At 62.5% G+C, this 14,643-nt stretch carries 11 protein-coding genes and 2 tRNA genes; 4 read left to right on the top strand and 9 right to left on the bottom strand.

All coding sequences use genetic code 11. The features are described from left to right. Window positions 1-6: 6 nt before the first annotated feature. Window positions 7-1,116: an AI-2E family transporter gene (locus tag ACWF8S_RS02890; protein WP_447555322.1), complete on the bottom strand. Its 1,110-nt coding sequence runs from the start codon at window positions 1,114-1,116 to the stop codon at window positions 7-9. Continuing rightward, window positions 1,113-1,397 (bottom strand): sulfurtransferase TusA family protein, encoded by a 285-nt coding sequence (locus ACWF8S_RS02885; protein WP_447555321.1) that lies wholly within the window; start codon window positions 1,395-1,397, stop codon window positions 1,113-1,115. Before ACWF8S_RS02885 ends, ACWF8S_RS02890 begins: the two co-directional genes overlap by 4 nt. A 165-nt stretch (window positions 1,398-1,562) precedes the next feature. Here ACWF8S_RS02885 and ACWF8S_RS02880 point away from each other — a divergent pair, with 165 nt between their 5' ends. Next, window positions 1,563-3,035 (top strand): M48 family metalloprotease, encoded by a 1,473-nt coding sequence (locus tag ACWF8S_RS02880; RefSeq protein WP_447555320.1) that lies wholly within the window; start codon window positions 1,563-1,565, stop codon window positions 3,033-3,035. A gap of 134 nt (window positions 3,036-3,169) precedes the next feature. Here the strand turns inward: ACWF8S_RS02880 and ACWF8S_RS02875 are convergent. The 6 genes from ACWF8S_RS02875 to ACWF8S_RS02850 form a co-directional block, all read right to left on the bottom strand. After that, window positions 3,170-3,245: transfer RNA gene (locus ACWF8S_RS02875), tRNA-Lys, on the bottom strand. A gap of 87 nt (window positions 3,246-3,332) precedes the next feature. Next, window positions 3,333-3,408: transfer RNA gene (locus ACWF8S_RS02870), tRNA-Lys, on the bottom strand. Window positions 3,409-3,498: 90 nt separating this feature from the next. Continuing rightward, entirely contained in the window at window positions 3,499-4,374 is an 876-nt protein-coding gene (gene rluB, locus ACWF8S_RS02865) for a 23S rRNA pseudouridine(2605) synthase RluB (RefSeq protein WP_447555319.1), read from the bottom strand. Then, complete coding sequence (scpB, locus tag ACWF8S_RS02860; RefSeq protein ID WP_447555318.1) at window positions 4,361-5,215, bottom strand: SMC-Scp complex subunit ScpB; 855 nt, start codon at window positions 5,213-5,215, stop codon at window positions 4,361-4,363. The genes rluB and scpB overlap by 14 nt, the downstream gene beginning before the upstream one ends. Further along, window positions 5,212-6,174, bottom strand: a complete 963-nt coding sequence (locus tag ACWF8S_RS02855; RefSeq protein ID WP_447555316.1) for a segregation and condensation protein A — start codon at window positions 6,172-6,174, stop codon at window positions 5,212-5,214. The genes scpB and ACWF8S_RS02855 overlap by 4 nt, the downstream gene beginning before the upstream one ends. Before the next feature lie 54 nt (window positions 6,175-6,228). Continuing rightward, window positions 6,229-8,019: a DEAD/DEAH box helicase gene (locus ACWF8S_RS02850; protein ID WP_447555315.1), complete on the bottom strand. Its 1,791-nt coding sequence runs from the start codon at window positions 8,017-8,019 to the stop codon at window positions 6,229-6,231. Between the two features lie 115 nt (window positions 8,020-8,134). On the opposite strand from ACWF8S_RS02850, the gene ACWF8S_RS02845 reads away from it, so the two are divergent. After that, complete coding sequence (locus ACWF8S_RS02845) at window positions 8,135-8,368, top strand: hypothetical protein (RefSeq protein WP_447555314.1); 234 nt, start codon at window positions 8,135-8,137, stop codon at window positions 8,366-8,368. 107 nt (window positions 8,369-8,475) lie between these two features. On the opposite strand, the gene purL is transcribed toward ACWF8S_RS02845, so the two are convergent. Next, window positions 8,476-12,408: a phosphoribosylformylglycinamidine synthase gene (gene purL, locus ACWF8S_RS02840; protein ID WP_447555313.1), complete on the bottom strand. Its 3,933-nt coding sequence runs from the start codon at window positions 12,406-12,408 to the stop codon at window positions 8,476-8,478. A gap of 165 nt (window positions 12,409-12,573) precedes the next feature. Between purL and mltF the strand changes: the two genes are divergently transcribed. Next, window positions 12,574-14,013, top strand: a complete 1,440-nt coding sequence (gene mltF, locus ACWF8S_RS02835) for a membrane-bound lytic murein transglycosylase MltF (RefSeq protein WP_447555312.1) — start codon at window positions 12,574-12,576, stop codon at window positions 14,011-14,013. Window positions 14,014-14,051: 38 nt separating this feature from the next. Continuing rightward, window positions 14,052-14,609, top strand: a complete 558-nt coding sequence (locus tag ACWF8S_RS02830; protein WP_447555311.1) for a YtfJ family protein — start codon at window positions 14,052-14,054, stop codon at window positions 14,607-14,609. Window positions 14,610-14,643: the final 34 nt, after the last annotated feature.

The following is a 14,643-nucleotide window of genomic DNA, read 5'->3' as shown; positions in this document are numbered from 1 at the left end:
GGCGAGTTAGCGTGGCGGGGCGTCGTCGGTGAGGATCACGCCCTGGCCATCCCGGCGCGTCTCGATACCCCGGGGCCAGGCGTAGACCAGCGCTTTCAAAAGCGTCGCCAGGGGGATGGCGAAGAACACCCCCCAGAAGCCCCAGATGCCGCCAAAGAAGAGCACGGCCACGATAATCGAGACCGGATGGATATTGTTGGTCTCCGAGAACAGGATCGGCGAGAGCACGTTACCATCCAGCGCCTGAATGATGCCGTAGGCCAGCAGGACGTAGGCGAACTGCTCGCTGATCCCGAAATGGAACCCGGCCACGGCCGCCACCGGCAGCGTGGCCACGGCAGCCCCGATAAACGGCACCAGTACCGAAAAGCCTACCAGCACGGATAGAAGCGCGGTATAGGGCAGGCCGAACAGCGTGAAGGTGAAAAAGGCCACCGTCCCCACGATGATGATCTCGATGGACTTGCCGCGGATGTAGTTGGCGATCTGATGATCCATCTCCCGCCAGATACGCGTCATCAACGTACGCTTTTGAGGTAGAAGCGAGAGGATGAAGCCTACCAGCACTTCCCGGTCCTTCAGCATGAAGAGCACGAGAATAGGCACCAGCACGAGGTAGATGATGATCGACATCACGTTGCCCAATGAGGCCAGCGAAAGCGTCAGCGCCCGCTGGCCGAGCTGGCTGATCTCGCGGCTGGCCACGCTGACCCAGTTCTGCATCTGGTCGGGGGTGATCAGGTTCGGGTAGCGGGCCTGCAGATCGTCAAGCCACGCCTGGCCGCTGGCAAACATGCGCGGCGACTCCTGAACGAGCCCCACCAATTGATTCCAGATCAAGGGCATCAGAATGAAGGCCAGGGTCAGCAAGGCGCTGATGAACGCGAGAAAGACGATGATCACGGCCAGCAGATGGGGCATGCCGCGCCGGGTGAACACATTCACCACGCCCTGAAGCAAGAAGGCCAGCACCAGCGCAGTGAAAAACGGCGCCAGCATCCGACCGAACCAGATAATGGCGGCAAATCCAGCCACCAGCACCACCAGAAGGATCAACGCCTCTTCGTCTGAAAAGTAGCGTTCCACCCAACTTTTCAGAATATTACGCATGGTCATAAACGAGGGCTCTCTGCTTTGCGTATCCAGAAATGGTACTGGTCGCCGCGCTGCTCGCGCTTGACAAGCGTGTGCGCACTTTGCTCGGCAAACGAGACGATATCCCGCCATGACCCCTGATCGCTTGCGATCACTTCCAGCAGTTTTCCGCCTTCAAGCGAGGCGAGCGCCTGCTTGGCTTTCAAAAGCGGCAGCGGACAGGCAAGACCATAGGCGTCGATGACCGCATCCGGTACCGGCGGCGCTGGCGCTTGATGATCAAACCCTTCATGATCCGACATAGCGGCTCCCTTAAAATGCCTGCAGAAAGCTGGCATTGTTGCATAAACATGATGGTCACTGATGTTCGATTGCGTTTGATTTAACGGCACTTCCCGACTCGAATCAATGTCACACCGCAGGCGGCCTGATTGCAAGAGCAGGCCTTATGACTAGAAGAGGATGTCATGTCGCACGTTCGTTTTCCGACACGTTGGGCTTGGGCGCTTACGCTGGTAGCGGCAGGCGTCGTGGCAAGCGTTCTATCGCCCCCTCAAAGCCAGGCCTTTGATAACAGCCAGCTCCCGAGCCTGGGCGGCGCCGCGCCCTCGGTCAGCCATGAAGAATTTCGCCTGGGCCGCGCCTGGCTCAGACAGTTTCGCGCCCAGGCGCCCCAATGGCAGGATCCCATCGTCAGCGACTATCTGGAGAACCTGGTTGCCAGGCTCGCCCCGTACAGCCAGCTGGGCAATTTGAACACCACCACCGTGATGGTGGATCATCGCTCGCTCAACGCCTTTGCCGTGCCCGGCGGCGTGGTGGGTATCAACTCGGGACTTTTCGCCTTCGCCGATGACGAGGGCGCGTTTGTCTCGGTACTGGCTCACGAGCTGGGTCACCTTTCCCAGCGCCACTACGCCCGAGGAAGCGACCGGGCCGGGCAAACCCAGCTTCCCGCCATGGCGGGTATGCTGGCCGGCATATTGATCGCTGCCAGCGGTGGTGGCGATGCAGGCATTGCCACCGCCATGGGCTCCCAGGCCGCCCTGATTCAGGACCAGCTCTCCTATTCGCGCCGCTTCGAGCAGGAAGCCGACCGGATCGGCCTTCAGGCCATGGCCGCGGCCGGCTTTGACCCCGAGGCGATGGTGCGCATGTTCGCTGCCATGCAGCGCATGGCGCGCCTTCAAGGCGGCACGCCACCGGAGTTTCTGCTCACCCACCCGGTGTCGGATAGCCGCTTGAGCGACGCCCAGGCCCGGGTGGCTCAACTGACCGTGGCCGACAGCTACCAAAGCGACACCCTTTACGACATGATGCGCGCCCGGGCACTCTTGAGCATCTACAGCAACGATCCCAGCCAGGCGAGTTCACGACTCGCCCAAGACGGCGCCGACGAGCCCTCCCGACGCTATCTGGGCGCACTGATCAGCGCGCGCAGCGGCCAGATCGACAGCGCCCTGCAAAGCCTGGATCAGCTCGCCGCCGAATACCCGGACTACGCCATGATTCCCGCCTCCGCCGCCGAGGTAGCCCTGAATGCAAACCGCATTGACGAGGCGATCAGGCGCAGCGAGCGCTGGCTGCGCTTCATGCCCAACTACCTGCCCGTGCAACTGATACTGGCCGAAGCGCAACTTCAGCGCGACCCGCAGGCAGCGTTCACCTTGCTCCGACGTGTCACCGAGCGCTACCCGGAAAACCCGCAGGGTTTCAATCTGTTGACCACCGCGGCCGGACGCAGCGGGGAAAACGGCTGGGGGCACCTGGCACAGGCGGAGTACCTTCAGCTGACCGGCCGGGTGGATCGCGGCATTCAGCAGTTGAGTATCGCCAAGAACGTTGCCCAGCAGGCGAATGACGCCTCGCTTGCAGCTTTGATCGACCAGCGCCGCGAGGCCTTTCTGGATTACCGCGAGGCGCTTTCGACGTTCAATTGAGGCATGTGACGTTTATCCAGGGCCTTGGCGCGGGTCTCCCTTTCACGGGCGCTGAAAGCGCCGGCTTCCGGGCAGATATCGTCACCCGTGCAAGGCAAAACGCCCCGAGCAGAAACTGCCCGGGGCGCTGAATTTGGTGGGTCGTGTAGGATTCGAACCTACGACCAATTGATTAAAAGTCAACTGCTCTACCAACTGAGCTAACGACCCAGACTGCCGAAGGGCACAGCGTACGCCATGCAGGCAATGCGTTCGAAACATTGAAGGGCCAACGCACGAAAACGGTCTTTGCGTCGGTGGTGGGTCGTGTAGGATTCGAACCTACGACCAATTGATTAAAAGTCAACTGCTCTACCAACTGAGCTAACGACCCCCTCGAACGGATGCATATAGTACGCATCCCCCATGCCTTTGGCAAGCGCTTTTTACTTTTCAGCGCTCATTTACCCCAAGCGGCACTGGCCTAGCGACGTTTGGCCTTGGGCTTGCGCATGGCCTGTACCGGACGACGCTTGTGCTTGTCACGGCTCCAGCGATTCTTCTCGTCCGGGGTGAGTTCGGGCACCTTGCGGGTTTCAAGCTGAGCCACAGTGGCCAGGTCGTCGATTTCATCCTGGCTGAGTTCGATCCACTCACCGGCCTTGGCCCGCTTGTCCAGAAAGATGTTGCCGTAGCGCACGCGCTTCAAGCGGCTGACGGTCAGCCCCTGAGATTCCCACAGGCGGCGCACCTCACGGTTGCGGCCTTCCAGAATCACCACGTGAAACCAGGTATTGATGCCTTCGCCGCCGAACTCCTGCACATCGGTAAACCGTGCCGGCCCGTCTTCGAGCATGACGCCATCGACCATGGCCTTGATGTGCTCGAGCTTCACCTCGCCCATCACACGCACCGCGTACTCGCGCTCCACCTGGGTGGAGGGGTGCATCAAGCGGTTGGCAAGCTCGCCGTCGGTGGTAAACAGCAAAAGACCGCTGGTGTTGATATCCAGCCGGCCGATCGCGATCCAGCGTTCGCCCTTGAGCCTTGGCAGGCGCTCGAACACCGTACGCCGGCCTTCCGGGTCCTTGCGGGTGCAAAGCTCGCCTTCGGGCTTGTTGTACATCAGCACCCGCCGGGGCACCTCGGCTTCCGGTCGCAGGGACACCGGCCGGTCGTCAAGGCTGACCTTGTCGCGCTCCGCGACCCGGTCGCCCAGCTTGGCAACCTGGCCGTTCACCTTCACGCGGCCATCGGTGATCACGGTTTCCATTTCCCGGCGCGAGCCAAATCCGGCGCGGGCAAGCACTTTCTGCAGCTTTTCGCTGCCGGCGGGTGGGGTTTGGTTATTCTGACTCATGGTCGTCGGACCTCTTCTTCGTCGACGTGGGCGGCTCAGGTTTTGGCGCCGCACGCGCCGCTAGTCGCGCTTCCAGATCGGCAAAGCTTAGCGGCTGGGTTAACGCCGTCTCGGCGTGGTCTCGGGCGCTATCGCCCGGGTTGGGTGGCGCATCCTGCACGGTTTCCACCGTCTCGTCCAGCGTCTCGAGACTTTTTTCTGACGACGCTTTTAAGACGCTGTCCTCTCTCGAATTGCCGACGTCCTGGTGAACGTCACTGTCTTGTGCGGCCTGTGTGGCATCGTCGATGGCAAGCTCCTCCTGCTGGGCAAGAGTGTGCATTGGCGGCAGAGCGTCCAGGGTCTTCAAGCCGAAGTCGTCGAGAAAGCTGCGGGTGGTAGCGTATACCGCGGGGCGGCCCGGCACGTCCCGGTGGCCGACCACGCGTATCCAGCCGCGCTCCATCAATGTGCGCATGATCGAACTCGATACGCTGACCCCGCGCACCTCTTCGATATCGCCCCGGGTGACCGGCTGGCGGTAAGCGATCAGCGCCAGCGTCTCCAGTAGCGCTCGCGAGTAACGCTGGGGGCGCTCGTCCCAAAGCCTGGAAACCCACTGGGAGAGTCTTGGGCGAATACGCAGCTGAAAGCCCGAGGCGGTCTCGACAAGCTCCAGCGCCCCTGCCGCGTGGCGCTCGGCAAGCCGGCCAAGCGCTTCGCGCATGCCTCTGGGGCCGGGGCTTTCGCCTTCCAGAAAGAGTGTCTCCAGGCGCTCCACCGTCAAGGGTTCGCCGGCGGCCAGCAGAGCCGCCTCAATGATTTCATCCAGGCCGTTACTGTTCTCGATAGTGCGTCTCACGACTCATCCTCGCCGGGGCCGTTGTCGTCTAGTTCGGATTGCACGTCTTCAAAGGCGTCGCTTGGCTCGTCATCCATCTCGAAGGCGCTCTCCTGCTCGTCCACCAGCGCCGCCTGGCGAGCGCGAACGTGAATGGGCGAAAGCGGCGCATTCTGCACAATATCGATCATCGCCTCCTTGGCAAGCTCCAGAATCGCCATGAAGGTGACCACCACGCCGCCGCGTCCTTCCTCCAGAGTAAAGAGCGCTTCAAAAGGCGTATAGCGTCCCTGGGCCGCGCCGCTGCCGAGGATGTCCATGATCTTGAGCATGCGTTCCCGGGTGGAGAGCACCTCGCGGCTGATCTGGTGGCTCTGGGTCAGCTCCGAGCGCTTGAGGATATCGGAAAGCGCACCCAGCAACTCATCGAGTTCCACGTCGGGATGGATTACCCGGGTTTCGATCGGCGGCAGCCCTGCCTGGGCGCTGAACCAGTCTCGCCCCACCCGCGGCAGGGTATCCAGGGTTTCGGCGGCCTCCTTCAGGCGCTCGTACTCCTGCAGGCGGCGAATCAGCTCGGCGCGCGGGTCCTCCTCCTCGGCCCCCTCCTCTTTCGGCGGGCGGGGAAGCAGCGTGCGGGACTTGATCTCGGCGAGCATCGCCGCCATCAGAAGGTACTCCCCGGCAAGCTCGATCTCCATGGCCTTCATCAGCTCCACGTACTCGATGTACTGGTGGGTGATACTGGCCACATTGACGGTCAGGATATCCAGGTTCTGGCGGCGAATGAGATAGAGCAGCAGATCCAGCGGGCCTTCGAAGGCTTCCAGAAACACCTTCAACGCCTCGGGAGGAATGTAGAGGTCCTCCGGCATCTGGGTGATGGGCTCGTCGAAAAGCCGTCCAAGCGCGATTACCGCCGGCTCGGCGGCGGCGTCCTGGCTGGGGTTCTCGCCGGTGGGCTCTAGCGTTTCGCTCACGCGGGTGGGCTTCCTCGGTTCATGGACAGTCGCGCCAGTGTACCAGCGCGCGCCTCACGAGACATCGCCGCCGGCATCCGCCGCCTTGCGATAGCGCCCCTGATAGTCAAAGAGTTTCTCGCGAAGCTGCCAGTGGCGGCCGACCTTGCGGCCCACCACGAAATCCGGACGGCGCAGCCGGTGCGTCTGCCCCGCCACTTCCTGGGCGGAGGTGGGCTTCCAGTCCACGCCCGGCGCGCGCAGATGATCGCGCAAGAAGATGTGATAGAACGCGTGGCGCTGGGCGGCGGTTTCCAGTGCAAACCATTCGCTCAGATCCACCCCGTCTTCGTCAAAGTAGGTCACTTTCAAGCGCGGCAGTCCCCGGCCGTTGGTGGTGGCATCCACCTGCATGCCGCTGACCCGCAGCACCTTGGCGTCCTTGAGCTTCAGCGCGTCCTTGAGCTTGTCGTCGGCGTCGACCAGAAGCGTCTGGCAGCCGTGGCAGCGCCGCGCGGCGATATCGTTCTCGGCCCCGCATTGCTGGCATACCTTGAAGCGAAAGCGGAAGTCACACTGCACCCGGCGGCCGCGCTCATTTTCGACAAGCCCCTGACAGCGTCGTCCGAAATGCTCGATGACGATGTCACCATCGCGCTTGCCCCAGAAGAGGTTGGCGTGTTCGCAGGCCGGACAGATCACCTGGACCGGTTCGCTGTCGCTGTCGGGTTTGGGCTCGCCGACTTCCGGAGCGTAAAGATCCCAGGGATTGCCCGCGTAATCGAGCACCAGGCAATCCGTCTTGCCCGGCGATAATCTCAACCCGCGGCCGACAATCTGCTGATAGAGACTCACCGACTCGGTGGGCCGCAAGATAGCGATCACATCGACGTGCGGGGCGTCGAACCCGGTGGTGAGTACCGAGACGTTCACCAGATACTTGAGCGCGCGTGCCTTGAAGGCAGCGATCAGCCGCTCGCGCTCCCGGAGGTGGGTATCGCCGGTGATCAGGGCCGCCTGCTGTGCCGGCAGGTAGCTCACTACCTCCTCGGCGTGGGCCACGGTGGCGGCGAAGATCATCACGCCCTGGCGGCTCTCGGCGCGCTCTTGGATCTGATCGACAATGCCGGGCGTCGCCCGGCTACCCGCGACCACCTCGTTGAGCGCCTTTTCGGGAAACAGGCCGTTTTGCGCCGGCGCGAGTGTCGAGAAGTCGTACCCCTCGATGGCCATATCCAGCCGCGTAGGCGGAGCAAGATACTGCTGGCGCACCATCAGGCGAAGCGGCTGTTCGAATATGCAGTCGGTGAAAAAGCACGCGGAGTCGCCGCGCACCATGCCGTGGTAGTGACGGTGGTAGATAAACCCCTGGCCCAGCCGGTAGGGCGTGGCGGTCAAGCCTAGAATCTTGAGTTTTGGGTTTTGGCGCTGAAGATGATCGATCACCTTACGGTAACTCGACGCCTTCTCGAGAGAGACCCGGTGGCACTCGTCGATCACCAGTAGCGTGAAGTTCTCGTCCTTGAACGAATCGAGGTTGCGCACTACCGACTGTATTGATCCGAACACCACCTGACGACTGGCCTCCTTGCGCTTGAGCCCCGCGCTGAAGATGTCCGCCTCGAGCCCGTAGGCCTGGTACTTGGCATGATTTTGCTCGACCAGTTCGCGCACATGGGCGAGCACCAGCACCCGCCCACGGGCGAGCCTGGCAAGCTCGGCGATCACCAGGGATTTACCGCTGCCGGTAGGCAGTACCACCACGCCTGGCTCGCTTGTGCCACGAAAGTGTTCGACGACCCGGGCGACCGCCTGACGTTGATAGTCGCGAAGCTCGGGAAGCGCCTTGGAAGCGTTATCGACCAATAGTTAGCCTGCTAATGAAACTTTTAGCTAATGTATGAATCACACGATGGGAGAGTTCTGGTTTTACATTTTTTAAGATGTTACTGATGCAAGCCTCACGTCAAAGGAGTATGCCATGTCGACCAATCACTTCAGCGCCGAGTGTCCCGGGTGCGGCAGCCGTTTGAAACGTCTGCCGGCCACGCGTCGTGACACGGTCCACGTCTACTGCATGGATTGCGGTCACGATTTCGGGCGCTATGAAGCCTTGGTTGAGCGCTACCAGAAGACCCTGCACGATCTGGAAGCCGAGCTTCACGTCTCCCCCGGCGAGACAGGCGATACTGTCCAGCCCCGGCCTCACCGCTGAATGTGGTCAAGAGAGCCCCGCGCATGACCCCGCACCATAAAACGCCAAGCGGTGACAGGATTTCTCTCCTGCCACCGCTTTTTTTAACGCTTTATAAAGCCTTCAGACTAGCCCAGCCAGACCCGGGCGTTACGAAACAGGCGTAGCCAGGCGCCGTCCTCGGTCCACTCGCTGGGCCGCCAGGAGTTGGTGACCGCGCGGGTCACCCGTTCCGGGTGCGGCATCATGATCGTTACCCGGCCATCTGGCGTGGTGAGGCCGGTAATCCCCGAGGGCGAGCCGTTGGGGTTGGCCGGATAGCGTGTGGTGACCTGGCCATAGTGGTCGATATAGCGCAGCGCAATCTGGTGGCTCGACTGCATCTGGCGAAGATGCGCGCTGTCGCGAAACGCCGCGCGTCCTTCACCGTGAGCCACGGCGATGGGCAGCGTCGAGCCTTCCATGCCTTTGAGTAGAATCGAGGGGCTTTTCTCGACCCGCACCATGGAGACCCGCGCCTCGAACTGCTCGGATTCGTTGCGCACGAAGGCGGGCCAGTTCTCGGCACCGGGAATCAAGGGCTTCAATTGCGAGAACATCTGACAGCCGTTACATACGCCAAGCGAGAAGGTGTCCTCGCGGGTGAAAAACGCCTCGAACTGCTCGCGGGCGCGCTCGTTGAACAGCACCGATTTCGCCCAGCCGCCGCCAGCGCCCAACACGTCTCCGTATGAAAAACCGCCGCAGGCAACCAGCCCCTTGAATTCCTCGAGCGACACCCGCCCTTCGAGAATATCGCTCATGTGCACGTCGACGGCATCGAAATTCGCCTTGTCGAAGGCCCAGGCCATTTCCATCTGGCCGTTGACGCCCTGCTCGCGCAGCACCGCCACCGCAGGCCTGGCGGTATTCACGAACGGCGCGCTGATATCGTCATCCACGTCGAAGCTCGGCGCCGCGCTCAGGCCGGGATCACGAAGGTCCATCAGGTTGTCGAATTCGTTCTTGGCGCACTCGGGATTGTCGCGAAGCGCTTGCATCCGGTAGCTGGTCTCCGACCAGGTGCGCTGGGTCAGCTGGCGAGTGGTTTCCAGAAGCGGCTCTTCAAAGAGCGTCACGCGCACCTGGTCATCGTAGCGCGGCCGGGCAATCACGCCGCAGGTCTCGATACCCGCCACGGCGAACTGGGTCAGCACCTCTTCGGTGTGGCGGCGGTTGACCTGAATGACCGCCCCCAGCTCCTCGGCAAACAGCGCGTTGAACGCCTCCACCGGCTCGTCTATCAGCCAGTCGAGCTTGATCTCGAGCCCGGCGTGGGCGGCGAAGGCCATCTCCAGCAGCGTGACCAGCAGGCCGCCGTCGCTCCGATCGTGATAGGCCAACAGCTTGCCGTCACGGTTGAGCCCCTGGATCACTTCAAAGAAGGCCTTGATATCTTCCGGGTCGTCGACATCCGGACAGACGTTGCCCAGCTGGCCATACACCTGGGCGAGTGCCGAGCCGCCCAGACGGTTCTGGCCGCCACCCAGGTCGATCAGAATCAGATCCGACTCGTCCTGGTCCATGTTGAGCTGCGGGGTGAGCGTCGCCAGCGCATCGGTGACCGGCGCAAAGCCCGTGACGATCAGCGAAAGCGGCGAGGTGATGCTTTTCTCCTCGGGCTCGCCCCGGGCGTTCTCCCCCTGCCAGGCGGTATGCATGGACATGGAGTCCTTGCCGACCGGCACCGCGATGCCAAGCGCCGGGCAAAGCTCCATGCCCACCGCGTGCACCGCGTCATACAGCGCCTGGTTTTCACCGGGGTGGTCGGCAGCACTCATCCAGTTGGCGGAGAGCTTGATGTCCGACAACTTGGCAATGGGGGCCGCGGCCAGGTTGGTGATCGCCTCGGCGACGGACAGGCGAGCACTGGCGGCAGGATCGATCAGCGCCACCGGCGGGCGTTCGCCCATGGCCATGGCCTCACCGGCGTGAGTGTCATAGCTTGCCGTGGTCACGGCCACATCCGCCACCGGCACCTGCCAGGGGCCGACCATCTGATCCCGGGCCACCTGGCCTGTGATCGAGCGATCGCCAATGGTGATCAAAAAGCTTTTCGAGGCCACTGCGGGCAGACGAAGTACCCGGTCCAGCGCTTCGCGAAGATCGAGATTGTCGAGCATCACCCCGGAGAGCTCCGGCGTTTGCCGGGTGAATTCGCGCTGCATCTTGGGCGCCTTGCCGAACAGCACGCTCATGGGCAGATCGACGGGGCGGGTTTCAAAATGGCCGTCGCGCACTTCCAGATGATGCTGCTCCAGCGCCTCGCCGACCACTGCATACGGGCAGCGCTCGCGCTTGCAGAAGGCATCAAACGTATCGAGGTCTTCCGGGGCCACCGCCAGCACGTAGCGCTCCTGGGCCTCGTTGCACCAGATCTCCAGCGGGCTCATGCCGGGTTCGGCATTGGGCACGGCGCGCAGATCAAAAAGTCCGCCGCGGTTGCCGTCCTTCACAAGCTCCGGCAGGGCATTGGAGAGCCCGCCGGCGCCCACGTCGTGAATGAAGCGGATCGGGTTTTGGTCGCCCATCGCCCAGCAGCGATCGATCACTTCCTGGGCGCGGCGCTCCATTTCCGGGTTTTCGCGCTGTACCGAGGCGAAGTCGAGATCCGCGCTCGAGGTTCCGGAGGTCATGCTCGACGCCGCCCCGCCCCCCAGCCCGATCAGCATGGCAGGCCCGCCCATCACGATCAGCTTGCCGCCCACCGGGATATCGCCCTTCTGGACGTGCTGGGCGCGAATGTTGCCGAAACCGCCGGCAATCATGATCGGCTTGTGAAAGCCCCGCCGCTTGATGGACTCGCCGCTGAGCGTGTCCTGCTCGTAGGTGCGAAAGTAACCGGTCAGGTTGGGCCGGCCGAACTCGTTGTTGAACGCCGCGCCACCGATGGGACCGTCGAGCATGATGGAAAGCGCCGACTGCATGCGCTCGGGCTTGCCGTAGTCGAACGCCTCCCAGGGCTGCACGAATTCGGGGATACGCAGATTCGACACGGTAAAGCCGGAAAGCCCCGCCTTGGGCTTGCCGCCGATGCCGGTTGCGCCTTCGTCGCGAATCTCGCCGCCGGAGCCGGTGGCCGCCCCCGGGAACGGCGCAATGGCTGTCGGGTGGTTGTGGGTTTCCACCTTCATCAGAATGTGAATGGGCTCCTGGTGGGCACCATAAAGCGCCCGCTCCCCCGCCGCCCCGGTCAAGGGCGTCGGAAAGAAGCGTCCGGCCTGGCTGCCCTTGATCACCGCCGCGTTGTCGCTGTAGGCCGAGAGCACGTTATCCGGCGAGGAGGCGAAGGTGTTCTTGATCATCTTGAACAGCGACTGGGGCTGCGCTTGACCATCGATCAGCCAGTCGGCGTTGAAGATCTTGTGACGGCAGTGCTCGGAGTTCGCCTGGGCGAACATCATCAGCTCCACATCGCTTGGGTTGCGGTCAAGCTCGGTGAAGGCGTCCACCAGGTAGTCGATCTCGTCACCGGTCAGCGCCAGCCCCAGCTCGCGATTGGCGACCACCAGTGCCTCGCGCCCGCCTTCCAGAACATCCACCGCGCCCAGCGGCGCCGGGTCGAGGCGGACGAACAGCTTCTCGGCGTCGGCGGTGTCCCACAGCACGGTTTCGGTCATCCGGTCGTGAAGTTCGGCGGCGATGATCTCCTTGCTCTGCTCATCGAGGGCATCGCCCCCTACGCGGTACTCGATGCCGCGCTCGATGCGCCGCACGCCGGAAAGCCCGCAGTTATGGGCGATGTCCGTCGCCTTGGAGGACCAGGGCGACTGGGTGCCCAGGCGCGGCACCACCAGAAGGCGCGTGGGGTTGTCCACCTCGTCGGCGGTACTGAAACTGCCGTACTCCAGAAGCTTTGCCAGGCGCTCCTGGGCGGCGGCGTCCAGCGCCTCAAGACAGTCGATGAAATGAACGTAGTGGGCGGACAGCGCCGACACCTCGGGAACACGTTCACGCAATGCCTTTAAAAGCCGGTCGTGACGGAAGGCAGAAAGGGCGGGCGCGCCTCGCAGTTCGAGCATATCTGGGGGCCTCTAAAGCAAAGAGAGTTCGAGCAGGAAATCACCAAGCCGCAGTGCGACGATCTCTCCATGATACTGGAAAGCGGCTTTGATACGAAATCAACAAGGTGACAGTGGGGGGCAGGCTGGGTATGGTGACAGCCTGTTCTATACCGACCACACTCCATGCCGACATTATATTGCCGACATTTTCTTGCCTATTATCGCCTCTACTGGGCCTTGGCCACCATTGCATGGCTGGTGATGGTGCCCGTCATCCCCCGGCAGGCGCCGGACGAGCACTTGGCCCGCATTCTGCAAAAAGATTTCATTACCGCGCATACCCGTACCACCCCCACCACCTACTACGAAGGCCGCCAGGGCCCTACCGGCTTCGAGTACGAGCTGATGCACCAGTTTGCCGAGCACCTGGGGGTGAGCCTTAACCTGAATGCCCGCCACACCCCGGACGAGGTACTGGACGCCGTGCGCCGCCAGGGGGATATCGGTGCCTCGGCACTGCCGCTTTACCCTGACACACCGGGCATTCACTATACCCGGCCGATCATCGAAATGCAGCCACTGGTGGTCTATCGGCGGGGGCTTTACTCTATCAATACTCCCGAGGATCTGGTCGGTCTGAACGTTGGCACGTTAAGCGCCACCGGCACCGAGCAGACGCTGCAAGCCCTTAAAGTCGACACGCCTGCGCTTGACTGGCAGGCCTATAAAGAGATCGAAATCGCCGAGCTTCTGGCCAAGGTGGAAGACGAGGAGCTGGACGCCGCAGTGATCTTCGATCACCAGTTTCGCGTCAACCGGCTCTTTTTTCCCAACGTGGAGCGCGGCTTCTCCGTGGGAGAGCCCTTGTCGCTTGCCTGGGCCCTGCCCAGCGGCCAGGGGCTTGGCCTGCTGAACGCCGCCAACCGTTTTTTGACCCGACAGCAGGAAAACGGCGCGCTGGATCACCTGGTTCGTCGCTACTTCGGCCACGACGATTACCTGGAGTACGTAGGCACACGCACCTTCCTGAGTCATCTGGACGAGCGTCTGCCCGACTTCGCGGCGTTGTTCAAGCAGGCCGCTCAGCAAACCGGCTTTGACTGGAAGCTCCTGGCGGCGGTGGGGTATCAGGAGTCTCACTGGGACCCGGACGCGGTCTCCCCTACCGGCGTGCGCGGCATCATGATGCTGACTCACCCCACCGCCAGCGACCTGGGCGTACAAAACCGCCGCGATCCGGCCCAGAGCATCGACGGTGGTGCACGCTATCTGAGAAGTCTGAAAGAGCGCCTGCCGGAGAGCATTACCGGCGAAGACCGTCTCTACATGGCGATGGCCGCCTACAACGTCGGCCTTGGCCATCTGTATGACGCCCGGGATATCGCCAGACGCCGTGGCGGCAACCCGGACATTTGGGCGGATGTGCGCGAGGCGCTGCCACTCCTGCAGCAGCGCCAGTGGTACAGCCAGACCCAGTACGGCTTCGCTCGAGGCGGAGAGCCGGTCATCTACGTGCGCAACATTCGCCGCTATTACGAAATGCTGAGCTACGTCGAGCGAAGCCGACAGCAGTTTTTCCGACTGGACCAGACCGGTCTTGCCAGCGCCGCCCCACTACCCTGACCATGACCTATCGCCCACGGGCCACGCCGGAGGAGAGCATGACACGACACCCCTTTATTTTCGCCGCCGCGCTTTGGATAAGCGGTGCCCTGGCACACGCCATCGCCTTTGAACAGGGCGAACCGATCACCCCGGTCAGCGTGGCGGACAAGGGCGAAGTGGTGCTGGAGAACGGCACGCTCCACTACCAGAGCTGGGACAGCACCCAGCTGTCCGGCAATGTCGGCGTGGTACTCCACGTGGCAGGCAGGCTCTCGGCGAAGGACTTGAACGCCCCGATCATCGAAGCCATCGAGGCCGCCGGCTTCCCCAGCGAGCGTTTCCAGGCCACCACCATCGTCAACACTGATGATGCGGTATTCGGCAGCACGATGTTCGTTCGTCGCAGCATCGAGAGCAGCAAGCGTGACGTACCGGAGGTCCAGTTCGTGGTGGATGAGTCCAGCGCGGTGCAAAGCGCCTGGAACCTTGAGCGGGGAGGTTCGGCGGTGGTGGTGCTGGATGACGCAGGTCGCGTACGCTTTGCCAAGGACGGCCCGCTGACACTTTATGAAGTGAACCACGTCATGGCGCTTTTACAAGACATGCTGGAATAACCGCGGCGGGCATTGACTTTCAAGCCCTGCCCGT

The organism is Vreelandella xerophytica (assembly GCF_968048975.1).
Note: the sequence above shows the minus strand (reverse complement) of the source record. Positions and strands in the feature narration are given on the sequence as shown.